The organism is Parabacteroides sp. AM08-6 (genome assembly GCF_003473295.1).
Classification (GTDB): domain Bacteria; phylum Bacteroidota; class Bacteroidia; order Bacteroidales; family Tannerellaceae; genus Parabacteroides.
Map to the genome: position 1 here is coordinate 213,610 of NZ_QRMP01000001.1, position 23,223 is coordinate 236,832.

The 23,223-nt window shown below is 35.7% G+C and carries 20 protein-coding genes; 7 read left to right on the forward strand and 13 right to left on the reverse strand.

What is annotated here, in order from left to right:
- Positions 1–11 precede the first annotated feature (11 nt).
- From ligA to dapA, 3 genes are read left to right on the forward strand one after another with little or no spacing between them, the layout of a single operon-like run.
- Positions 12–2,015: an NAD-dependent DNA ligase LigA gene (gene ligA / locus DW103_RS00845; RefSeq protein WP_122273771.1), complete on the forward strand. Its 2,004-nt coding sequence runs from the start codon at positions 12–14 to the stop codon at positions 2,013–2,015.
- Positions 2,012–2,533, forward strand: a complete 522-nt coding sequence (locus DW103_RS00850; protein ID WP_122273772.1) for a hypothetical protein — start codon at positions 2,012–2,014, stop codon at positions 2,531–2,533. The genes ligA and DW103_RS00850 overlap by 4 nt, the downstream gene beginning before the upstream one ends.
- Before the next feature lie 53 nt (positions 2,534–2,586).
- Positions 2,587–3,480, forward strand: a complete 894-nt coding sequence (gene dapA / locus DW103_RS00855) for a 4-hydroxy-tetrahydrodipicolinate synthase (RefSeq protein ID WP_122273773.1) — start codon at positions 2,587–2,589, stop codon at positions 3,478–3,480.
- A 91-nt stretch (positions 3,481–3,571) separates the two neighbouring features.
- Here the strand turns inward: dapA and DW103_RS00860 are convergent, their stop codons facing one another.
- Positions 3,572–4,759 carry a glycosyltransferase family 2 protein gene (locus tag DW103_RS00860; protein WP_122273774.1) on the reverse strand — a complete coding sequence of 396 codons (1,188 nt, stop codon included), beginning with the start codon at positions 4,757–4,759 and terminating at the stop codon, positions 3,572–3,574.
- Between the two features lie 197 nt (positions 4,760–4,956).
- Here DW103_RS00860 and DW103_RS00865 point away from each other — a divergent pair, with 197 nt between their 5' ends.
- From DW103_RS00865 to DW103_RS00880, 4 genes are read left to right on the forward strand one after another with little or no spacing between them, the layout of a single operon-like run.
- On the forward strand, positions 4,957–5,895 hold the full coding sequence (locus tag DW103_RS00865) for a UDP-glucuronic acid decarboxylase family protein (RefSeq protein ID WP_122273775.1): 939 nt from the start codon (positions 4,957–4,959) through the stop codon (positions 5,893–5,895).
- A 10-nt stretch (positions 5,896–5,905) separates the two neighbouring features.
- Positions 5,906–7,072 carry a glycosyltransferase family 2 protein gene (locus tag DW103_RS00870; RefSeq protein ID WP_122273776.1) on the forward strand — a complete coding sequence of 389 codons (1,167 nt, stop codon included), beginning with the start codon at positions 5,906–5,908 and terminating at the stop codon, positions 7,070–7,072.
- Between the two features lie 18 nt (positions 7,073–7,090).
- Positions 7,091–8,881, forward strand: coding sequence for an asparagine synthetase B family protein (locus DW103_RS00875; protein ID WP_122273777.1), 1,791 nt, complete (start codon positions 7,091–7,093; stop codon positions 8,879–8,881).
- A gap of 7 nt (positions 8,882–8,888) precedes the next feature.
- Positions 8,889–10,331 carry a lipopolysaccharide biosynthesis protein gene (locus DW103_RS00880; protein WP_122273778.1) on the forward strand — a complete coding sequence of 481 codons (1,443 nt, stop codon included), beginning with the start codon at positions 8,889–8,891 and terminating at the stop codon, positions 10,329–10,331.
- Positions 10,332–10,421: 90 nt separating this feature from the next.
- On the opposite strand, the gene DW103_RS00885 is transcribed toward DW103_RS00880, so the two are convergent.
- The 12 genes from DW103_RS00885 to DW103_RS00940 form a co-directional block, all read right to left on the reverse strand.
- A complete protein-coding gene (locus DW103_RS00885) occupies positions 10,422–11,429 on the reverse strand; it encodes an acyltransferase (protein ID WP_122273954.1) in 1,008 nt (335 codons plus the stop codon).
- A gap of 23 nt (positions 11,430–11,452) precedes the next feature.
- Positions 11,453–12,331 carry a glycosyltransferase family 2 protein gene (locus tag DW103_RS00890; protein ID WP_122273779.1) on the reverse strand — a complete coding sequence of 293 codons (879 nt, stop codon included), beginning with the start codon at positions 12,329–12,331 and terminating at the stop codon, positions 11,453–11,455.
- A gap of 5 nt (positions 12,332–12,336) precedes the next feature.
- On the reverse strand, positions 12,337–12,945 hold the full coding sequence (locus tag DW103_RS00895) for a DapH/DapD/GlmU-related protein (protein ID WP_122273780.1): 609 nt from the start codon (positions 12,943–12,945) through the stop codon (positions 12,337–12,339).
- Between the two features lie 12 nt (positions 12,946–12,957).
- Positions 12,958–14,139 (reverse strand): glycosyltransferase, encoded by a 1,182-nt coding sequence (locus DW103_RS00900; RefSeq protein WP_122273781.1) that lies wholly within the window; start codon positions 14,137–14,139, stop codon positions 12,958–12,960.
- A 9-nt stretch (positions 14,140–14,148) separates the two neighbouring features.
- Positions 14,149–15,261: a glycosyltransferase family 1 protein gene (locus DW103_RS00905; RefSeq protein ID WP_122273782.1), complete on the reverse strand. Its 1,113-nt coding sequence runs from the start codon at positions 15,259–15,261 to the stop codon at positions 14,149–14,151.
- A complete protein-coding gene (locus tag DW103_RS00910; RefSeq protein WP_122273783.1) occupies positions 15,258–16,493 on the reverse strand; it encodes a glycosyltransferase family 2 protein in 1,236 nt (411 codons plus the stop codon). The genes DW103_RS00905 and DW103_RS00910 overlap by 4 nt, the downstream gene beginning before the upstream one ends.
- A 3-nt stretch (positions 16,494–16,496) precedes the next feature.
- Positions 16,497–17,957, reverse strand: a complete 1,461-nt coding sequence (locus DW103_RS00915; RefSeq protein ID WP_122273784.1) for an O-antigen ligase — start codon at positions 17,955–17,957, stop codon at positions 16,497–16,499.
- Positions 17,958–17,961: 4 nt separating this feature from the next.
- A complete protein-coding gene (locus DW103_RS00920) occupies positions 17,962–20,118 on the reverse strand; it encodes a hypothetical protein (RefSeq protein WP_122273785.1) in 2,157 nt (718 codons plus the stop codon).
- Between the two features lie 6 nt (positions 20,119–20,124).
- A complete protein-coding gene (locus DW103_RS00925; protein WP_122273955.1) occupies positions 20,125–20,889 on the reverse strand; it encodes a TolC family protein in 765 nt (254 codons plus the stop codon).
- 10 nt (positions 20,890–20,899) lie between these two features.
- Entirely contained in the window at positions 20,900–22,069 is a 1,170-nt protein-coding gene (locus DW103_RS00930; protein ID WP_122273786.1) for a sugar transferase, read from the reverse strand.
- Positions 22,070–22,073: 4 nt separating this feature from the next.
- On the reverse strand, positions 22,074–22,436 hold the full coding sequence (locus tag DW103_RS00935) for a PleD family two-component system response regulator (protein ID WP_122273787.1): 363 nt from the start codon (positions 22,434–22,436) through the stop codon (positions 22,074–22,076).
- Positions 22,437–22,705: 269 nt separating this feature from the next.
- Positions 22,706–23,158, reverse strand: a complete 453-nt coding sequence (locus tag DW103_RS00940; RefSeq protein WP_122273788.1) for a YhcH/YjgK/YiaL family protein — start codon at positions 23,156–23,158, stop codon at positions 22,706–22,708.
- Between the last annotated feature and the right edge of the window lie 65 nt (positions 23,159–23,223).

Consider the following 23,223-nt stretch of genomic DNA (forward strand, 5'->3'; position numbering starts at 1 on the left):
GGTATTCAGTTATGGAGGAGATTGAAGCAAAGATAAAAACACTTCGTGAGGAACTGGAGCGGCATAATTATAATTATTATGTGCTCTCTAATCCCACTATATCAGACCGTGAGTTTGATAGGATGATGAAGACCTTACAGGTTCTGGAAGAGGAATATCCGGAATATGCAGATCCTCATTCTCCTACACAACGAGTAGGGAGTGACCTTTCGAAGGAGTTCGAGCAGGTTGTACATAAATATCCGATGCTTTCATTAGGCAATACTTATTCAGAAGAAGAAGTTCGTGATTTTTATGAACGGATAGCTCGTGATTTAAATGAGCCGTTCGAAATAGTAGCCGAACTGAAGTATGACGGAACATCAATCTCTTTAATATATCAGAAGGGACGTTTAGTCCGTGCTGTTACTCGTGGCGATGGGACTCGTGGTGATGATGTTACGGCGAATGTAAAAACGATTCGTTCTGTCCCTTTGAAACTAATGAGCGCCGGCTATCCGGCTGAATTTGAGATACGTGGTGAAATATTGCTTCCATGGGCTGAATTTGACCGATTGAATAAAGAGCGAGAAGAGCAGGAAGAACCTTTGTTTGCTAATCCTCGCAATGCAGCTTCCGGAACTTTAAAACAACAAAACCCGACGATTGTGGCAGCCCGAAAACTGGATGCCTATTTTTATTATTTATTAGGGGAAGAGTTGCCTGCTGATACGCATTATGACAATTTGGAGGCTGCCCGTAAATGGGGATTTAAAATACCGGACGTTATTCGTAAATGTGATACACTTCAAGATATTTACGATTATATAGCCTACTGGGATACGGAACGAAAAAATCTTCCGGTAGCGACAGATGGAATCGTTTTGAAAGTAAATTCTTTGCGACAGCAGAAAAATTTAGGTTTCACTGCTAAAAGTCCACGTTGGGCGATTGCATATAAATTTCAGGCAGAGCGAGCTGTAACACGCTTGAATTCAGTATCTTTTCAAGTAGGACGTACCGGAACTGTCACACCTGTAGCGAATCTGGAACCGGTGCTGCTGGCCGGAACGACCGTGAAGCGTGCATCTCTGCATAATGCTGATATTATTGAGGGACTAGACCTACATCTCGGTGATATGGTTTATGTGGAAAAAGGAGGAGAAATTATTCCAAAGATAGTCGGTGTGGATATGGATGCTCGTTCCATGCTGTTGGGTGCTAAAGTTTGTTTTATCCGGATTTGTCCTGAATGTGGAACACCTTTGGTACGACCGGAAGGTGAAGCGGCTCATTATTGTCCGAATGAATCCGGATGTCCTCCGCAGATAAAAGGACGAATCGAGCATTTTGTTACCCGGAAAGCCATGAATATCAATATAGGTCCGGAAACAGTAGAGGATCTTTATAATGCAGGTTTTGTAAAGAATGCAGCAGATTTATATACATTGACTTTATCGGATTTGCTAAGTTTGGAACGTTGGGCTGATAAGAGTGCCCGGAATTTATTGGCTAGTCTCGAAGAGTCAAAGCAAGTTCCTTTTGAGCGAGTTTTATATGGTTTGGGAATACGTTATGTCGGTGAAACTGTAGCCAAACGACTGACTTCAGCTTTTCATTCTATGGAACAGCTGGAACAAGCTTCTTTTGAAGATTTGATTGAAGTGGATGAAATAGGTGAACGTATTGCTAAAAGTATAACTGATTATTTTGCCGATGCACGCAATCTGACTTTGATAAGCCGTCTGAAAGAATATGGTTTGCAGATGTCTGTAGATGAGGAAACGATAGCTAATCGTTCTGAAAAGCTGAAGGGGCTTACTATAGTAATAAGCGGTACGTTCAATCAACATTCGCGAGATGAATATAAGGCTATGATTGAGCAGCACGGAGGTAAAAACAGCGGCTCCGTATCCGGTAAAACAGATTATATCTTGGCTGGCGCTAATATGGGGCCGGCTAAATTGGAAAAGGCTGCTAAATTAGGAGTAAAGATTATTAATGAAGAAGAATTTTTAAATATGATAGCTGAATGAAATTGACTCATTACTTTATTAAGAAGAAAGTGCAATATTTGGCATCGAAGGCTTCTACCCGAAAACACCGGTTTTGCACATTGAAAGAAGCAAATCACATATTGGCTTTATTTCATGTTAATGACCTTGCGGTTGTCGAACCTTGTCTTGAAACATTGCGCATGCTTCATAAGAAAGTATCAGCTTGTGTATATGTTCCCGGTGATACTGTACCTCAAATGAATGATTCATACAAAGTAATCCATGTAAAAAAAGATTTGGATGCCTGGTATAGCCCTAAAGAAACTGTTGTCAATGAATGCAATGCTATGAAAGCCGATATTTTAATAGATTTGACCAGACCGGGTTGTTATCCGATGCAATATCTTATGCTTCAGCATCCTTGCCAATTTAAAGTAGGAGTGAAACATGAAAGTATGGATTTGTATGATTTAGCTATTTCAATAACAGAGCGTGGCGATATCAATCATTTATTCGGACATATATTATTTTATTTGCAAACAATTCGCTCAAAATAATATAAATTCTTTATTTTTGCAGGGCTAAATATAAAAAAAGGAAGATTTTTTCCATGGCAGACATAAATTTAAAAGGTATGGGGGTGGCTTTAATCACCCCGTTTAAAGAAGACGAAAGTGTAGACTATGAGGCTTTAGGTAAACTTGTAGACTACCAAGTGCAGAATGGAACCGACTATTTGGTTGTGTTGGGTACTACTGCTGAAACTCCTACTCTCACCGAAGAAGAAAAGAAGCATATCATCGAACTTGTAGTAACGAAGGTAAACGGGCGTATTCCTATCGTGCTTGGTTTGGGGGGTAATTGTACCCGCTCCATTGTCGAAAAACTGAAGAATGACAACTTTGACGGTATCGATGCGATACTTTCCGTCGTACCTTATTACAATAAACCTTCACAGGAAGGCATCTATCAACATTACAAGGCTATAGCTGAAGCTACAACACTTCCGATTGTATTATATAATGTACCGGGACGTACAGGTGTAAATATGACGGCCGAAACAACTTTGCGCATTGCTCGTGAATTTAAGAATGTTGTTGCTGTAAAAGAAGCATCCGGCAATATTACGCAAATGGATGATATCATCAAAAACAAACCTGCCAATTTTAATGTGATTTCAGGTGATGATGGCGTTGCGTTTCCCCTTATAACATTGGGGGCTATCGGAGTGATTTCCGTAATAGGAAATGCTTTCCCGCGTGAATTTAGCCGTATGGTACGGTTGGCACTTGCCGGTGATTATGAAAGTGCGCGTACGATTCATCATAGTTTTACGGAATTGTTCAGTTTGTTGTTTGTGGATGGTAACCCTGCCGGAGCAAAAAGTATGTTGAATGCAATGGGATTTATTGAAAACAAATTGCGTTTACCGCTGGTTCCGACCCGTATTACAACATTTGAGAAGATACGTGACGTACTGCGTCAATTGAGCATCAAGTGCTAAATTTTTGTTCCGAATGTATGAGCAGTGCCACTACGGTGGCACTGGGAACTTGTTTCAGTGTTTTTTTTACCACAGTTTTTCGGGTGAGTTGCTATGCTTGTGTTCGTTTTGCTTTGGCCCAAGCTCCGTTTCCCTTATTCCGGGCTAAGTAGAAAAATCCACAAATCACATTTATATTCATGAAGGTGAAGTAATAGGGTACAAACAGTAACTTATTTCGTGTGTTATGTTGCTCCATTTTATATCCAGCAAAAGCAGCTCCGTAAAAGAATATTTGTAATATCAACAGGGTGACATATAAAGGATTACCCGTATAGGCCAGTACGAGATTTAGTGGGAAGAGTAAAAACAATATCAAAGGAGTTATTGTCCATCTTAATACGCGATGACTTATAAATTGAAAACTAAATATCCCATACCGGAATATATTGAACAAACTACGTAGGCGCCAAACGGACTGTAGGCCACCGGCTGCAATCCGTATTTTTCTTTTTTCCTCTTCTTTCATATTGAGTGAAGCGCTTTCCGTGGCATAAGCTTCTTTGCAATAGGCAATTTTATATCCTTTGCTGACTATACGGAGCGAAAGAATGAAATCGTCTAATAGAGTATCCGATGGCATTTGTTCAAATAGTTTTGTCTGTATGGCAAATAGCTCTCCGGCTGCTCCGGCAGTCGAGTAGAGCCGGTCATCGAGTCTTTTTAGTGTCGATTCATATTTCCAATATAATCCTTCTCCTGCAGTTGCTCCTTGCGCAGTCTGGATATCGACTCGTTTTTCTCCTGCAACACATCCGACTTTCGGATTCGAGAATTGACGAACAATTTCTATTATTGCTTCCTTGTTCAACATCGTATTTGCATCAGTAAAAATGACGTATGGAGTTGAAATATACATCATACCCCGGTTTAACGCCGCGGTTTTGCCTTTCCGTTCCGGAGTGTGCAATATGGTCACATCGGCATATGCTTTTAGAAATTCGTTGGTGTTGTCATCGGAACCATCTGTTACCCAGACGATATGAAGCTTGTCTGCCGGATAATTCAATTCATCGCAATTCGCCATTTTTTTATCGACAATCTCTTCTTCGTTATAGGCAGCAATGAAAAGTGTAACGTCCGGTAAAGAGGCAGGCAATGATAACTGAACGGGTTTACAGAACAGTTCTTTTATTTTTACAAGCAGATATAATAATATGCCATATCCGGCGTAGGTATAGAAGACGATGAATAGTCCAATCCAAAATAAAAGAGAAAAAATGAAATACGTTTGCCCCATAGTATATAACTTAATTTGTATTTAGTGTTTGAAGAGTACAAAAATAGTGGCTTTTTGTATACCCTTATGTAATAGGATTGATTATTTTTTAAGAGAATATATAATTTTCAAGCATTATTTTAAAATACTTTTGGAATTATCGTATATTTGCGACCAAATGATTGATAAACGACAAAAAACAATTCTAGGGTAAAATAATGAAATCTATACTAGTGACGGGAGGGGCAGGATTTATAGGCTCGCATTTATGTAAACGTTTGTTGAATGAAGGAAATAAAGTAATATGCCTGGACAATTACTTTACAGGTTCAAAAAAACTTGTTCAAGATTTGCTAAGTTGTCCCAACTTTCGATTGGAAGAACATGATGTAACGCATCCATATCAGAAAAGATTCGATATAGATGAGATATATAATCTGGCCTGTCCGGCTTCGCCAATCCATTACCAGTTTGATCCGATTCAAACATTCAGGACCTCTGTTTTGGGAGCTATCAATATGCTTGATTTGGCATGTTGTTGCAATGCAAAAATATTGCAGGCTTCTACGAGTGAGGTTTACGGTGACCCGGTTGTGCATCCGCAGACCGAGACTTATTTGGGAAATGTGAATACAATCGGTATCCGTAGTTGCTATGACGAAGGCAAACGGGCTTCGGAAACACTTTTTATGGATTATCATCGGCAGAAGAAACTTCGTATAAAAATAATTCGCATATTTAATACGTATGGTCCTAATATGACGGTTCACGATGGAAGAGTGGTATCAAACTTCATAGTACAAGCCTTAAAGAATGAGGATATTACAGTTTATGGAACCGGTACGCAAACACGGAGTTTTCAGTATGTGGATGATTTAGTTGAAGGTATGATACGGATGATGTCGACAGAAGATGATTTTACAGGTCCGGTTAATATCGGTAATCCCGAAGAGTTTACGATGATTGAATTAGCACAACAAATTATACGTTTGACGGGTTCTCAATCTAAAATAGTATTTCGTCCTTTACCCTCAGATGACCCGAGACAGAGAAAGCCTGATATTTCTTTAGCACAAAAAAAACTGGATGGTTGGAAGCCTACTGTTTCCTTAGAGGAAGGTTTGAAAAGAACAATCCAATATTTTCAGAATCTATAAATCTTGCGACATGATTATTTTGAAAGCATTGGAGATACTCTTTTTTATCTGTTTCTCCATTAACATACTTTACTTATTCGTTTTTAGCCTTGCTTCTTTACGGAAAAAGAAAACTACAAAAACGGAAGGGAACATTGAGTTCCGCCGGATAGCTATATTGATACCAGCCTATAAAGAAGATAAAGTTATAATGGAATGTGTGGAGTCCTGTTTATTACAGGATTATCCTAAAGGACAATATGATATTGTTGTTATATCTGATCAGATGAGTGACGAAACCAATGAAGAGTTGTCAGCATTGCCTATCATATTGGAAATTGTTCATTTTGAAAACAGTACGAAAGCTAAAGCACTCAATTTGGCAATGAGCCATTTGTCCGGATATGATATAGCGTTGATTCTGGATGCAGATAACATAATTTGTCCGGATTATCTTCGGCAAATTAATGAAAATACGTTTAATGAGTATGTCGTTGCTTACCAGACGCACCGGATTGCAAAAAATAAAAATACAAGTCTTGCTTATCTGGATGCAGTAAGTGAAGAAATCAACAATAGTATTTTTCGCCAAGGACATACTAATTTAGGATTATCGGCAGCTTTGATAGGTTCAGGAATGGCTTTTGATTATGAAGTGCTAAAGAAGGAACTTGCAGAGATTAATGCTGTCGGTGGTTTCGACCGTGCATTGGAGTTGACTTTATTTAAAATAGGAAAACGTATCGGTTATTTGCCGGACGCGTATGTTTTGGATGAAAAAATTCAAAATCAAAAAGATTTTGCTCGTCAGCGTCGGCGTTGGTTATCAGCTCAGACTCATTATTTGGTGCAATTCTTAGGTGATCTTCCTCATGCTATAATGAATAGAAATTGGGATTTTTGTGATAAGATGTTTCAACAGATGAGTATACCTCGTCTTCTTTTGTTGGGAGGAACCTTTATCATCGCTCTGCTTATTTCCTTCTTTTCTTTGGGGCTGGCAGTAAAATGGTGGAGCTTGTTGTTTATTCTTTTATTAGCTTTAGCAATAGCGATTCCACGAAAATTATATACGTCCCAATTGCTTGTTGCTGTGATAAAATTGCCGGAGACATTCTTTAATATGTTCTTGAACCTTTTTAAGTTGAAAGGGGCGAATAAAAAATTCATTCATACGGCACATGGTTCAAATAATTAAAAGTAGAGGATAAATGATATGTTTATAGGTCGATGGAATAAAGGAGATGAACTTCCTGAAATGGCCGGAATGAACCGGAAGGATGGATTGATATATAGTGGTTCGTGTTCATTTTTTGAACAGAATGAAGTGAAAATCTGGTTTTTTGGTGAGCTTTATAATAAAAGAACCTTATGTTGCTTCCTGGAAAATAATGCAGAAGCATTTTGGGATGTGTACAATAGAAAAGGATTGGAAGGCATTGCATGTCTGGATGGGGCTTTTACTTGTATATTAAAAAAACCAGATACGATTTTGTTAGTCCGTGATCATCATGGTTTGTCGGAGCAGGTATATTATAATGATACTTATTTTGCATCATCTCTTTCTTTGTTGAGGATGACTCAGGGGTTTGATACGACTCCGGATTATCAGTCGCTGGCTACATTTTTGTCGGTGGGCTATATTGGTGTTCCTCATTCAGCTTTTAAGACTGTTCGTAAGCTGGGTGGAGGTGAGACCATACAGGCTAAAAATGGTCGTTTGGAATGCCATTCTTTATATAATACAACTTTGATAGAACCGGCCACATCGAATAAAACATTGGATGAATGTGCAGATGAATATGCTGCATTGCATGCAGAAGCGATAAAGAAACGTATTGGACAAAGTTCTAATGTGGGTATTTTGTTAAGCGGAGGGTATGATTCCGGATGTAATCTGGCTGCTTTACGCTCTTTCTATAAAGGGGATATTCATTCTTTCTCCATAGGATTCAAAGGAGATAATTGGACGGAGTTGCCTTTGGCCCGGTGCATGTCGGATACTTTTCATACAAAACATACCGAATACGAAATCGACGGAAGTGAGATAGATGCTCTACCGGATATTATACAGTATTTGGGTGATCCTTTTGTTGAAGGCGGCTTGATGGTAAATTATTCTGTAATGAAATTGGTTAGTGCGAACCGGCCGGATGTACTGTTAGGTGGTGATGGTAACGACCAGTATTTCGGGACATCAGGACGTGAGGTTGCTTTGCATTATCTTATTTCCCGTTATGGAATAAAGCCTTTTGCGAAATTGTTGTATGGTTTGCTGAATCGCTCCATGTTTGACAAAGACACTGAATTCTATCGGATACGTTTTCATTTGGATAAAATATTGCACATATTGGATGGTGATTTATTCGGTTTTTCCTCTTTCCAGTTAAAGCAATTATTAAAAGAGCCTGTTCAGAACAGGGCTTCTTCTATTTCTGCTGATATTCGTAGTTTTGAACATTTATATACACAACATCAATATAAGGGTGATATTGAGAAAATAATTAATCAGGTCATATTATTTAAGGCCTCGAAGTTGGCGGATATGTTTGGGAATCATTTGACATTCCCTTATATGGATTTGGACTTGTATAATTTTATAATGAAACTTCCTGTCTCATATAAATGTAAAGGTGAAAGTGTTTCCAGCATAGCTAAGGGGCAGGGAGCTTCCAAATTTTTATTGAAGTATCATTATAAATCCATGTTGCCGGAAGTCATCACATCGAAAAAGAAACAGGGTGGATTTGCTCCAATGCCTATTTTTTTCAAAGATGATGACCAGCGGAATCGGATTGCGGATTATATTCTGAGTTCTTCTGTTGTTTCTGACTTTTTAAACAAAAAAGCTGTCGAACATTTTATTAATCGGTATGATAAGGAGGAACGTGAAGGTGGCAACTGGTTCTGGTATCGACAAAATCGGGCTATACAGTATTTTAATTTGCTGGCGTTGGCGGTTTGGTGGGATGAATTTGTAAAGCAGAAATCGGTATCATTAATATAACATCGGTATGTCTGTCAAACAACAAGCTACAACGAGTGTTTTTTGGAGTGCCGTGGAACGTTTTTCTGTTCAGGGTATACAATTTTTGTTGAGTATCATCATTGCCCGGCTCTTGTTGCCCACTGATTATGGTTTGATAGCCATGCTCAGTATATTTATGGCCATAGCTCAGACTTTTATAGATAGTGGTTTTGCAAATGCACTGATACAGAAAAAGGATAGAACAGAGGTGGATTATAGTACCGTGTTTTATTTTAACATCGTGATATCTGCTATAATCTATTTGTTATTGTATGCAGCCGCTCCTTCCATCGCCGGATTTTATAATGAAGATGCGTTGGTCTCTATTACTCGTGTGGTAGGAATTACTCTTATTGTCAATTCGTTTGGAATTGTTCAACAGGCAAAAATGACTGTAAACTTGGATTTTAAACGATTGGCAATAGCCTCTTTGTTATCAGTGATAATAAGTGGTATAGTAGGGGTAACATTGGCCTATATGGATTTTGGTGCCTGGGCGCTTGTTTATCAATCATTGTTAAATAATTTGCTGCGAGTTATTTTTGTTTGGATTTTTTCGGGATGGAAACCTATGCTGTGTTTTTCGAAGGAATCGTTTAAGGGATTGTTTTCTTTTGGGTCAAAATTACTGGCATCTTCATTATTGCATACTATTTATACAAATCTGTATACGTTGATAATAGGGAAAAAGTTCTCTGCAGGAGATCTTGGTTTTTATAACCGGGCTTTTACGTTGGCACAGTTTCCCTCTACCAACTTGACGAATGTTATTGTAAGGGCTGTTTATCCTATTCAATGCCGGTTGCAAGATGATGCGGAACAATTGAATAGTATTTTTCTTAAATATCTGCGCATGGCTTGTTTCTTGATTTTTCCTGTCATGATAGGTCTTTGTGCGTTAGCAGAACCGTTGGTACGGTTGCTACTGACAGACAAGTGGCTTCCGGCCGTTCCACTGCTACAAATAATGTGTATAGCTTTTATGTGGGACCCGATTATGAAAATAAATCATAATATGCTGAATGTTAAAGGGCGTTCTGATTATTTTTTGTATGCAGAAATACTAAAAAAAGTCATTGCTTTCACTATATTGTTTTCAACTGTTCCGTATGGTGTGAAAATTATGTGTATAGGACTTATTCTTTATGCTATGGCAGATATGCTTATTATATCCTTTTATGTATGGAAAGTAACTAGGATTAGCCTTTCTACACAAATGAAAGTATTACTGCCGGTTATTTTATTTTCTTTCTCATTAGGAGGAGTCATGTATGCTTGCACATTACTGCCATTTCCTCCTATAGGAATGGTTTTAATTGGTGGGTGCTTGGGGGGTATCTATTATATAGGAGGAGCATATTGTCTTAAATTGAAAGAAATCAGTATGCTATATTCTGTGATACATGGTTTTTGGAATAGGAAGGGATAGTTTTGGATAGTTATACAAAATGAGATTTGTTAATTGATAGAACGTTTTGTCGACAAAATAGATTTTTTTTAATTGACAGGTATGCGTTTCTTATTTATTGCCAAGTATGAGAATACGCGTTAGTTTCCATTTCTTTCCTAGCATTCCTATTATAACAGGAAATAATATTGCAATTCCTAAGGCAAACAAGAAAACCGGAATTTCTGAATGAATACCAAAACGTGATAGCAGGATACGTCCGCCGGATGTTCCAAAACCATGGTATAGATAAATGACATATGCATAACTCCCTAGCCAAGTGAAAATCTTAAAAGAATGTTTTTGATGGAGTAATAAAAGTAATAGTGTCATAACCCAGATTGGCTTTAGCCATTGATATAAATGAATTTCTGCTATTGGAGAGAACCATTCGAATTGTAAAAGGATAATACCTATTAGAGCCAGAATAGAATATCCCCATTGTTTTTGTACAACAAATAATTTTTCTGAAAATCGATTAGCTCCCATTCCTATCATAAAATAAGGGAATAGAGCGATTGCACCCTTAAAACTGAACAAATTTGGTATGGTAGGGGGCATAATCTCTTTTGAAACAATAGCTCCTATATAAGCAATGATTATGCAGATGAGCCAACTTTGTACTCGATTTGCCCATTTTTGAATATCGATAACTGCGGCGCATGTGAACATGATGAAAAGAGACGGTAGATACCAGTAAATAGTATACGGGAAGATGTATATTCGCCAAATTTCAGATAAATGTCCTTTGTTATTTGTTCCGGGAATTATATATTGAACCAGAAAATACAAAGTTGCTGCGACAGCCATAGGAATAAATAGACGGTAAACTTTCTTTTTCAAGAATTTCTTTAACATATCCTTTTGAATGGGCCTTATCGCATAGACCCATCCGGCAATGGCTGTGAACAACGGCATTTGAATATAATCAATCCATAAATATAAATAACGCCAAGGTGAGGGGAAGTCTATTCTCATTCCACCTTCCGGAGTTGAGCCTATAACATGGCCGATTACTACGAGTAGAATCGCAAATCCACGTAAAGTTTCAATTGATGCGACTTTTTGCTGAACATTCATAGGGGGAAGCTTTTTTAATTGTTTTATATATGGATTTTGTCCATGAAACCATGGAAACAACCTTTAAGAAAAGATTTAAGCATAGCTTTTTCTCTATGTATTGAATATAAGAGAATGTTTTTGGGAATAACAATAGTTATCTGATAAGACAATGCCATCAATTTGTTCATAAAAGAATAGTTACGACGTGCAAATAAAATTCGACTTCGAGTCAGATAATATAGTCGGAATGAAGACCCGCGCTTAATAGTCATGCTTTCTTTATGAAAAATGCAGGCTGCAGGTTCATACCAGGTTTCATAGCCAGCCCGTTGTAATTGGCAACTCCAATCAAGTTCTTCGTAGAAGAGAAAGTAAGATTCTGTCATTGCGCCAACTTCCTCTATGATTTTTCGTGAAGTCATGACACAAGCTCCGTGAATTGCATCTGTAGGGTGAGCTATGTCGTATTGTCCATTGTCTTTTTGATTTAACCCAATCAAATTATAACTCACCCGTATTGGATTAGCCGCTATGTATCCTGCGTATTGGATGGTATCCTTTTTATATTCATATTTGATTTTAGGAGAAACAGCACCTATTCTGTCAGATGACTGTAGTCTGTCGACTAATGCCTTTAGAAAAGGAGCCGAGATGGTAATATCATTATTAATGTATACAATATATTCACCTGTAGCATACTGATACCCTAAATTATTTCCTCCTGAAAAACCTAAGTTTTTATCACTGCATACTACTGTCACATTGGCTAGTGATTTTTTGAGTAAAGGGCCATCACCGTTTGGAGAGGCATTGTCTACTACAATAATCTCAAAAGGAAAGTCTTCAAATTGCTGAAGACTTTCTATCAATTCACAAGTATCTTTGTATCCATTATAATTTATGGTGATAAGTGAAACCATATCTGCTATTTTTTAGGAACTTTAATCCATTCTTTTCGTTCAAAGTCATATTGTTTCAAAATACGGGCAGGATTACCGCCTACAACAGAGTAAGGTGGGACAGATTTAGTAACAACGCTACCGGAAGCAATAATACAATGTGTACCAATTGTTATACCTTGATTAATACATGAATTACCTCCAATCCAAACATCGTCTTCCACTACTGTTTGATTGGGAGTTACACCTTGTTTGGCTATTGGACGCGTTACATCTAAATAATTATGTGTTAATCCGGTTATTTGTGCCCCACTTCCAATAGTGACATAATTACCTAATTTAACAGGACCTACTAATTTTACCCGAGATGTTACATGAGTAAAATCTCCTATTGTTATGTCACCCATTCCATTGTTTATAATACAATAATCCTCAATTATACTTCTTTCCCCTAATGATATTTTCTTGGAAGGAATAATGTCTAATCTTGCTTTTCTTCTGACTATTGCTCCTTTTCCTTTTTTTATAACAAATGGAATAAGAAAAATTCTGGCCCATAAGCGTGGACGTGATGAATAAGGATGTACTAATAAATAGTGAAGAACCTTTTTAAGTTGGGGATATTTGTTTAGCATAATAAAGTGATTTTAGATGTTTATATGTGAATATAGTTGATTGACTGAATTTGCCCATGTATGAGTGTGAGCAAAATCAATTCTTTTTTGTATCTCCTCCTGTGAGTTGGTTTGTAAGGCTTCTTGAATAGCTTGTATATATTCGTCTACACCTGTACAATTCCATACGTATTTATCAAACATGCTCATTGCTTTTGTTTTAGTAGCTATAACAGGTTTTCCTAATGCTAAATATTCATCTATTTTACGTGGATAGTTACCTATTGTTATTTGATTAATTAGTTGTGGATTCATGCAAATATCAAAATGGGCAACATATGCAGGTATTTCTTCTTGCCTTTTTTCACCTAAAAAGAATACATTGGGAAGAGTGTGCAGTTTGTGATTTTTGAAATATTTATCTTCACCACCAACCATAATGAAAGATATTTGTGTACTTTTTTTTGCTACTTCAAAAATAAGGTCTGCGTCCAATCTCCGGTTAGTAATCCATCCTACATATCCTACTATAGGATGTGGAATGTCAGACATATCTTTAGGTTTTGGATAGTTTGCCTTGTAATCATATTTACTGAGGTCTAACCCTTGCCCTATATCATAACATTTTGAGTTGAATGGTAGAATTGACTCTGCCTGTTGGATAGAATTTACAGCTACTATATTACATTTCTTTGACAATATAGGTTCTAATCTTGGTGCATGTTTCTGCCAATAGGATGAGACCAAATTGTCTCTCCTGTAATAGATGGAGTAGGAGGGTGATAGAATTTCATTTGCATAGAAACTACGATAAATATCGTTATCAATGAATAGGATGTATTCGTTAAAGTGAATTTCTTGTAATATTTTCTTTACAAATGAATACATTCTATTGTTGTTAATTTTGTTGCCAATATCAAATAATAATCCATCAGGCAAAAAATTTATTGGCCAGATAGTAAATGGATAATCTAATACCCATAAGTTAGGATTGATTTGTCTTAATTCCGACCGCTTCTTATCAATAACGTTTTTACGCTGAATGAACTCAGGTGAGTTTTCATTATTTTTATAGCTTTTTTTGTCTAATGGAGTATTTATATATAGTACTTTGTTATGTTTGGATACTTCTGTTGCAATATCTTTAACATTTGAACCAATAGCCATATCCCAAGGTTGTAGACTGGTAAATATGAAATTTTTCCCCTTAATCATAATCTTTTATTATAAATTTGAATAAATAGAAAGTAAATTTAGAGCTGTTTTTTTCCATGAGAATTGTTGAGACTGTTTTAAGCCATATCTAATTTGTTCTTGGCGTAATATTTTATCGTTTTCCAGTAAAATAAGTTTCTCCGCAATCTCTCTTTCATCTGTTGGTGTTACAAGAAGTGCCTTTTCTCCTCCAATTTCTGGCATGGAAGAGGTATTAGATGTAATTACAGGTGTACCACAAGCCATTGCTTCTAGTAATGGGATGCCAAAACTTTCTCTGAGAGATGTGTATAGAAATGCGGAAGCACCGCTATATAAATATGGTAAATCAGTATTATGAATATAACCCGGACTGAAGATGAAAGGACGAATATGTTCAATCCTCATTTCTTTTAGCATTGAATCGAGAACATCATTTTTAATATCTGCAATTAATAAGGGTAACGGTTTTGAAGATTGTTCTCTGTATAGGCTATAGGCTTTCAGGGTTCGAGGTACATTTTTTTTAGGATCTGTATTGCCCAAGAAAAATAGATATTCTGAAGCCTGTATATATTTTTTTGTAATTGGAGAAACGTCTGTTCGAGGATAAAAATGATTGCTATACCCGTTATAAACAGTTATGACTTGTCCTTCAGGAAGTTGTAAAGTTTCTTTGATACGATTTCTTTCGAAATGGGATACTGTAATAATTTTTTTACATTTAGGTAATATGCGTGGTACAATTAGCCTACGATAATACCATCCCATATTTTGATATAAAGATTTATTTCCGCGTTGTCTCGACTCCAGGAAAATAATGTCATGCAGTGTTAAAACTAAGGGAACAGGACTGTGTATTGGAGCTGTATTGCTTGTACAATGTAATAAATCCGGTTTTATTTTTGCTACAGCTTTTGGTAAAGCTATTTGTTCCCATAAAGGATATGTGGGGCAATGTAGTTCAATAATATGTACATTTTCTGTCTCTTGCAAACAGCGATCTTCTCCCGGACTTACAAATATAAAATATTCGTTTTTTTTATCAATCTTTTGTAGCTCCCGGATACTTTCTAAGGCTACAAAATCCATTCCGTGTTTGTTAGGACGGAATATGCGTTGTGCTTCTATGGCTATTTTCATGGTTCTTCTTGTTTGTTGTTGTTGACTATGTGTTCCGTATGAATAAATTCTTTATTAGCTCCTTTCAGTCTGAAAAAATTAAAGAACATCAATACAAATAAAATCGGAATATTAAGAATTGCTTTTCTGAATTTGCTGTTGACCAAATAATCTGGAATAGCAAGACTGAATGTTACACATAGTAATAATAGTAATCCCCACCATTTAATGGACAATGTGAAATTGTACGCTGTAAATAGTAAAGTGAATAGTATAATAAATCCGAGAAGAATAATTCTTGGCGGCATCATCCACTGAAATAATTTGTCACAATAATCCCAGTTCCCTCTTAATATAGCTTTGGGCAATGAAGATAATCCCCAAAATAGATTCGTGAATTGGTTTGACAACCATCTTCTACGTTGATTATAAAATCCATTTTTCCCTCGAATCTTTTCGTCATAGGTAGGAACATCCTCTAAATAGTCGATATATATATTTTCTTTTAATAAAGACATTTCTAATTGTTTGTCTATTCCAACATCACTGGCTTTCATTATATTATCTTTAAAGAGATCATAGTCAAAAGCCATGCCTGAGCCAATTAATGCTGATGAGAAACCAAGAATAGTGTGTCCTTTTCTAAAGATGGAATTGTTTATTTCTTCGCTGACGGCATCTAAAACAGCAATGGAGGTGTCTTTATTTTTTGCCATGCGGTGAGTTTGTACAGCAGAACAGCCTGAGTAGAACGCATTGTTTATTTTTTCTAAGAAGTCTTTTTCAACTAAATTGTCTGCATCCATAACTACAATAATATCATAAATTGATTTTTGTTCTTCGATGTACCGGATTGCTGCTTGTAGTGCATAGGTTTTTGTACTTTTGGCGTTATTTAGTTTAAGTACAATCGCTGTCTGACTTTCCAATTGCAAATTCGTTGAATCTTTCATATGGTCAGAAATAACAAATACATCATACAAATCTCTTGGATAATTTTGTTTAAAGAATGATTGTGTCGTTTCTTTAATAATATTGTCTTCCTGATAAGCCGGAAATAAAACAGCGAAACGATATTTCTTTTTGGCTGTCGGATAAGTATCTTTTCGTCTTTTCAATGATGAAAATGCGAAGATAAGTAAATAGAGTACCGGTATTAAGAATAATAAAAATAAAATAGCATCTGCCATCAAAAAATATTTTTCCTGACTGTTTGTCCAATCTATTCCTATTACATTATTGATTAAGTCCATAGGTTATATAATATTTTTATTTTTAGATAGATTTTTATTGTTTTCAATTTCTTTATCAAAGTATTCTCCACACAGTACAAATGTGATGCCTGTAAATGCGATTATGTAAGTGGGATATTGCCCCCAAAAGGCATTACCGTAAGCACTTAAAAACATCCCAAATATACCACACAGGTAGCCCGTCAATCTACCTTTAAGTTCTGTATCCTTTATTTTAAACATTAAAATCCATGCGCCACGTGCAATTGCTCCAAAAATCATGGCTAAATGGAGAGTGATACCGACAATACCTGTTTCAACCCACACTTTTACATACCAAGAATCATGAGGAATTGCAGTTGTAAGACGTTTTGACAATTTCTGATTCTCTACACCGGACAGGCCTAACCCTTCGCCAAAAGGTTTTGTTTTGAGGTATAAACCCAATTTTTTTTGATTTTCTTTTCGAACATTAAAAGAAGCGTCTTCCGAAGGACGAAAAGCTGTACGCATCCTACGTATTTGTTGATTTCCCTGTCCAATCATTGTAAACGCAAAAAAGACATAGATGAACAGTAAACAAACTCCACCAAATGCCATAGCTTTTATATTTTTGCAAATAATGGTATATAATAATAGCCCACCTAAAGGGACAATCATTGCTCCACGGGTTCCGGAAAGAAGCATTGCATACATACTTAGAATTGATATTATCGCGAAGTATATTTTATAAGCAACATTTTTAGTGTATAAGGCTGTTATCCCAAATAATATGAATGCATATCCCATGTTAGAACCGAAATTACCGGCATCGGTAAAAAACGAAAAATAACGTGTGCCAGTTCCTATTATATGCGTCAAGGCACCTCCATTATTTAACCATTTTCTTTCTCCTGTATCAAAGCCTAGAAACTTTTGCATAAAGGCTTTAAATATCGCAGTGAGTACCAAAATGGAAAATATGAGTGTTAATGTTTTTACAATTTGATATCGGTTGCATAATAATGAAACTATTATAGTGATAATAAATCCGTTGAACACAAGTCCTCTTGATAAATACCATCCTTCGAATAATCCTGTCGGATTTATGATTTCAATTGAAGTATAAATCATCCAAATAAGAGAACCTAATGTTAGAATATTGAATGCACGCTTCCATTCAATATTATTTAATAAAGCAGCATGAATAATTATTAATAGGACTATAAGAATTAAAAGTACATCCATGATAACACTGATACCAGAAATATTCATGTAACGAGTTGTCCCCATGATATAGTAGTTGATGATAAATAAGGTATAGAAAAGGATTATAGGGCGTTTTACTATAGATGTAATCAGGGTGAATAAAAATGGTAGACTAATGATAATGCCAAATATTAATAAACTGTTATTTATTAATGATATGACAATTCCAATTAAGCCTGAAATTAAAATTGCAGGGAGTAAATGATTTTGTTTAATATATATATTATACTTATCCATATATTTATTCTTTTACAGCGGAATTTCTTGCTGTGAGTCCTAAATATATAATACGGTTCGTTAAGTTTCGCATGGAAGCTTTAGGAGGTAGAGGGCCGGTAAAGTCTTCTACAGCCTCTCGTTTTGCATTATTCAAATACATATAAAGAGGGGCATCGGCTTTTACCTCTTTTAAATATTTTAAATATTCGTCATCACTGTTTTTCCAAACTCTACATGCGTTAACAATTAATAAATTCACGTCTGCTTTCTTTAATAATTCAGATGGAATTGTATTTTGTTGCATACATAAATGCTCTATGACTATAATATCAATATTTTTGTCATTTATCTTAAAGTAATCAAAATTATTTGCAAGTAAATAAGATGAATTGACTGTAAAATCTTTTTCTGCAACGAGACAAATCACATTTAAACCTTGTTCTTCCCATTGCTCTTTCAAATATTTAATTACAAAACTTTTTCCTTCTTTTTCTTCAATACTAAGAATATTAATAAAAGTAGGTTTTCCTTTGTGTAGAAAAGAATTCAATCTGTTACATGTGTAGGCGGCTGAAACCCGATTGCAAGCCTTTATATATCCACGGTATTTGAGTTGAATGTTTCCGGTAAAAGCTCCAAATACAGAGGTCTTTGTTAATCTTTTAGCTCGCTCCGCATCTCTTAATGTGCGATCAAGTAGCTCTATTACCAAATTGAACCCAATAATGAAGATAATACTGCCAATCAGTGCTGCTGCCGTTAACAATCCACGTTTACTTCCGTCACTCATCAAAGGGAATGTAGGAGGAGTAATTGTATTAAGGGATGCAGATGTCAATTGTATATTTTTCTGTTTTAATTTCGCTAAATTTAAACCATGCAAAATTTCAAGATAGGATTCCTCTTTTACCCTAATCTCGCGTTCTTTCCTGTTTATTTGTGTTCCGACTGGTGAGAGTGTTTTATATTTTTTATCAAAATCTCCCCTGCGTTCATTTAAAACTTTCAATTCAGCTTCAGCTTTGGTTTTACGAATAGTTTCATTTAACCACTGATTAACCATATCATCAATAGCAACTCCTTCTTTTGAAAATTTATATGCGTTAATGTTATTTGATAAACCTAATATTTTACTTTCGGCTGTTTTTAATTGTTTTTTGTATTTTTCCAGTTCTGTATTTTCAATTATTGCATTATCTGTTTGAAAAGCCTCTATCTCTGTGATTTTACCGTTTATAGTTGAAACTTCGCTCAGTGCATCGAGAAAGTCTGAGTTTGTTTTAATCAATTTAGATTTAATATCCATTTGCGATTCTAATTTGTCAATTAGACTTATCGCGCTTTTTAATTCTCTGGTTGTCTGTTCATATCTATCTTCATAATTTGTATAAGAAATAGCAAGAGCCTTAGTTTGTTCCTCATAATTGATAACTTGGTTTGTTACATTATAGGCAGTTAAATCGTCTTCTAATATATTCAAACTTTCCTGATGTGCTTTAAGTTGTTTCTCATAATAAGAAACAATATCATTAGCTCCTTTATAGCGGGTATTCTCATAAGTACTTATTAGTTCTTCGGTAACAAATTTTATAGTTTGTAGTGCTATTCCGGGATCATTTGATTTGAATGATATTTCGATTAAATCACTGTTGTTTAAACGTACAACCGATATTGTTTTCAATGTATGGTAACTGTAATGTGGATGTGTGTAATTAAACAAATCAAATAAGAAGTTCCGTGGAATTTCTTTTTTATAATTCTCCAAGTTCTTTATTGTTAAAGCTAAAGAATCCTTATTAATTAGATTTTTTACTTCTTCCGGTACGATTTTTTGTAGGGTTGAATAATTTTTAGCAGTAATATACATATTGTCTTCATCCGGATTGCCATAAATCATACTTGCCGCAAACAATTTCAAAGAAACTTTCTCAAGAGAACCTTTTGCTTTGGTTAGATTGATTAAATTATCAAAAGTGTTATTTTGTTCGAAAAAAGTTTGTTTTTCCTCATCGAGTCCGGTTGATGATACAATTCCTGTAAAAATACTTGTATTAACCGTATAGGTTTTAGGCAAAAATTGTGTAAAGTAAGCGACTAGAGCCGTGACGATTAAGCTACCAAAGAATATTTGATATCTGGTTCGATATAGAAATCGCGATATATATAAAGTGATATCCATTTTGACTTATCTGCTTATTACTTTAATATTGGTAAGCATTTCTAATAATGTAATGGAATTATGTAGACTGGCTTTCCCTTCCTGATACGTTACTGCAGCTGAAGTTCGACGGCTTCTTTCCAATGACAATGAAATGATATCAATTTTTCCATTTATAAAATCCTGCTCTGATATTTTCATTTGGGCGTTATATAGGGCTACAGCATCTGCTTTAACTTTAAGTGTGGAAAGTTCTTTAACGACAAGATTATAGGCTTCTAAAATCTTTAACTTTCTTTCCTCAATGGATATTTCATATTCATATTGAATTTGATCAAGACGGCTTTTTTGTGCTTTGTTTTTCTGTTTTTGAATAATAAGATCGCCAAAAGGGATAGAAACCGTAATACCTGCGTTATATTGGTGTTGTGCTCTACTGCTGAAAGCATACATGAGCTCATCTGTTTCTGTTTTTGTTAATCCTGTTACTTGTCCGTATTGGTAAGTACCGGTTGCACGAAAAAAATTGAGCCACTTGAGTTGCGTTTCTTTTAGTATCGCTTTTTCTTCGTCCCGCCTTGCTTCATAAATCTTAATCGATGGATGATCATATATCGATTCTAAGAATATGGATAAGGGGGGTAACTCAAGGTTTTCAAGAGCATCCAGTTCCTCCATAATAGAGATAGTGTCTGTACTCGCAAGTTCTGTTCCGGTGGAGGACGACAGGACGTCTTGGGCAGAAATGCAGATAGATAAAAGCAGTATTATTAAAGTTAAAAAAAATTTCATCGATGTTGATTTAAACATCCTCCTTTTGAATAAAGGATGTGAACGTTTTGAGAATGATTTTTATATCCAATAAAAAGGAAAATTCCTTGGCGTACCGGATGTCAAGTTGTTTTCTTTCCTCAGCAGAGAGGCTACCGCCGTTGCCTCGTTTTTCAACCTGCCAAAGCCCGGTGAGACCGGCAGGACCCATGAATCGTTCTATATAATCGTCGGATGTGAGCTGTTCTGCTTCGTAGACAGGTAGGGGACGATTGCCTACGACCGACATATCTCCTTTTAGGATATTAAAGAGTTGCGGTAATTCGTCAATACTATATTTACGGATAATGTGACCGATACGGGTAATACGCGGATCATTTTCTAATTTGAAGAAGGCGTTGCTACGTTCCGACATTTTATTTTTTAGATATTCATTCTCGGATGTCGTATAATTGTCAGAAAACAGAATAGTATTTGTTGAACTATTACCTGATGTAGGGGTTAACTGCAGTTCTGCAGTTTCAGAAGAACAATATTGTTCTTCTGAAACTGTGGTATATTGATTCAATGCTTTATACTCAGCCAACCTTTTGTCTGCGTCAGGGTACATAGAACGAAATTTATAAAAATCAAATATTTTATAATTGCTACCTACGCGCTTTGACTTATAGACAATAGCCCCCTTGCTTTCCAATCTTATGGCAATTGCCGTTAGTATGAAAATGGGAGATAAAAAGAGGATGGCACCTAAAGATGCGGCAATATCAAACGTTCGTTTCCAAAAAGGAAGATGGAAGTTGGATATCCGTTCCATATCTGACAAGTTCTCTTCATTTTTACTCTGTTTTATTAAAAAGCTATCTGCTATGGTAAGCATTTGGCTCAAATCTTCTTTTGTTATCTCCTCTGTGACAACACAGTTGACACCTGCTTTTATATAGGCTATTTTATCTTCTTTACTTACAATTTTTCCAAATAGGATAATATAGATACGAGAATAAATCTGATGTATTTGCTGAATGGTAATAATATCAGTTTTTACATCATTCATTATCATAAAGATACAAAAGTTGGTGTTCTGAGTATGGAGCAGAGTTTGACAAAGTTGCATATTACTTTGACATTTAATGACTGTGTGATTTAGAGCTTTTTCCAGCCGGCTAGGCAAAGATGGGTGTTTTCCCCAAAAAATATATTCCATATATTTATCTGAAAAGTCTTTTTACTCTGATTTTTAACTCTTCAGGATTGAATGGTTTTATAATAAAATCTTCAACTCCTTTCTCCAGCAATCGTATTCTGGTAGAACTACCTTCCTCGCTCGATAATACCAGAATTGGAATATTCTTGAATAAATCATTTCCTTTCAAGTAGCATACAAATTCTTCCCCGCTCATTTCGGGCATATTCAAATCTGATATGATTCCATCAGGGATATTGCCTTCATTCATCCAAGAAATGGCTTCTACAGGATTCATTTTATACATTACCTGAAAATTACTGGATAAATAAATCATTATTATTTTAGCAATTTCAGGCTTATCATCAACAATCAAAATCGACTTCATTTTTTCTAATTTGATACTACCCTAGTCTGTTTTTTGTTTATTATTTGCTTACTGTTGTAGCATATCCTTACTGAAAATTATAAAAAACAACACCTCCTCCTGATTGAATATCAAGAAAAGGTCAGTATTTAAAATTTTCATTGGGAACTATTACTGATAACAGTATTTAGGTGCAAAAATACTAAAAGGTTTTGGATATCAAAGAGAATTTCGTGTTTATTTGATACTTTTCAGGGTGGATTCGATAAAAATGAGTATTTTTTTACATTTTACCCTTTTACTTGAACTTTTACGATTACTTTTCGAATGGCTCCTTGCCCAATTCCTGGAGCATGGCCATCTTCAGGAAAATAAATAACAAACTGTCCCGGATAGATTTTTGTGTAAGCTGTAGGACGGTCCACATAGAATGTTATATCATTTTCTTCATTGTATGGAATCGACTCTTCTTGCAATTCGCAGCCGGCTTTCCAACCAATTTTTTCCACACCGGCCAAAGGAAGCTGTATGTCGATATATTTTTTGTGAGTTTCAATGGCCGCATCTTTCTTTTCTTTTCCGAAAAGGCTGGCAATGCTGACGTATAGATGTGAACCGTCTATTTCATATTTTCCATCTTCCATTTTGGAGAAATCTGTGGATTTCACATAATCAAAAGCTTTTTTGAATAAAGGATGAAGGCTTTCGATTTTTGTTGTGTTATTCAGTGAGTCAAGTATCATATGCTTTGTTTTTAATCGTTTGTTAGATTTATGAAGCAAAGGTCGTGCATCTTAATGTTAAATAA

Excerpts from the sequence above, each read along its gene's own strand:
- ligA (WP_122273771.1), top strand. The coding sequence starts at position 12 with ATGGAGGAGATTGAAGCAAAGATAAAAACACTTCGTGAGGAACTGGAG.
- DW103_RS00850 (WP_122273772.1), top strand. The coding sequence starts at position 2,012 with ATGAAATTGACTCATTACTTTATTAAGAAGAAAGTGCAATATTTGGCA.
- dapA (WP_122273773.1), top strand. The coding sequence starts at position 2,587 with ATGGCAGACATAAATTTAAAAGGTATGGGGGTGGCTTTAATCACCCCG.
- DW103_RS00860 (WP_122273774.1), bottom strand. The coding sequence starts at position 4,759 with ATGGGGCAAACGTATTTCATTTTTTCTCTTTTATTTTGGATTGGACTA.
- DW103_RS00865 (WP_122273775.1), top strand. The coding sequence starts at position 4,957 with ATGAAATCTATACTAGTGACGGGAGGGGCAGGATTTATAGGCTCGCAT.
- DW103_RS00870 (WP_122273776.1), top strand. The coding sequence starts at position 5,906 with ATGATTATTTTGAAAGCATTGGAGATACTCTTTTTTATCTGTTTCTCC.
- DW103_RS00875 (WP_122273777.1), top strand. The coding sequence starts at position 7,091 with ATGTTTATAGGTCGATGGAATAAAGGAGATGAACTTCCTGAAATGGCC.
- DW103_RS00880 (WP_122273778.1), top strand. The coding sequence starts at position 8,889 with ATGTCTGTCAAACAACAAGCTACAACGAGTGTTTTTTGGAGTGCCGTG.
- DW103_RS00885 (WP_122273954.1), bottom strand. The coding sequence starts at position 11,429 with ATGAATGTTCAGCAAAAAGTCGCATCAATTGAAACTTTACGTGGATTT.
- DW103_RS00890 (WP_122273779.1), bottom strand. The coding sequence starts at position 12,331 with ATGGTTTCACTTATCACCATAAATTATAATGGATACAAAGATACTTGT.
- DW103_RS00895 (WP_122273780.1), bottom strand. The coding sequence starts at position 12,945 with ATGCTAAACAAATATCCCCAACTTAAAAAGGTTCTTCACTATTTATTA.
- DW103_RS00900 (WP_122273781.1), bottom strand. The coding sequence starts at position 14,139 with ATGATTAAGGGGAAAAATTTCATATTTACCAGTCTACAACCTTGGGAT.
- DW103_RS00905 (WP_122273782.1), bottom strand. The coding sequence starts at position 15,261 with ATGAAAATAGCCATAGAAGCACAACGCATATTCCGTCCTAACAAACAC.
- DW103_RS00910 (WP_122273783.1), bottom strand. The coding sequence starts at position 16,493 with ATGGACTTAATCAATAATGTAATAGGAATAGATTGGACAAACAGTCAG.
- DW103_RS00915 (WP_122273784.1), bottom strand. The coding sequence starts at position 17,957 with ATGGATAAGTATAATATATATATTAAACAAAATCATTTACTCCCTGCA.
- DW103_RS00920 (WP_122273785.1), bottom strand. The coding sequence starts at position 20,118 with ATGGATATCACTTTATATATATCGCGATTTCTATATCGAACCAGATAT.
- DW103_RS00925 (WP_122273955.1), bottom strand. The coding sequence starts at position 20,889 with ATGAAATTTTTTTTAACTTTAATAATACTGCTTTTATCTATCTGCATT.
- DW103_RS00930 (WP_122273786.1), bottom strand. The coding sequence starts at position 22,069 with ATGGAATATATTTTTTGGGGAAAACACCCATCTTTGCCTAGCCGGCTG.
- DW103_RS00935 (WP_122273787.1), bottom strand. The coding sequence starts at position 22,436 with ATGAAGTCGATTTTGATTGTTGATGATAAGCCTGAAATTGCTAAAATA.
- DW103_RS00940 (WP_122273788.1), bottom strand. The coding sequence starts at position 23,158 with ATGATACTTGACTCACTGAATAACACAACAAAAATCGAAAGCCTTCAT.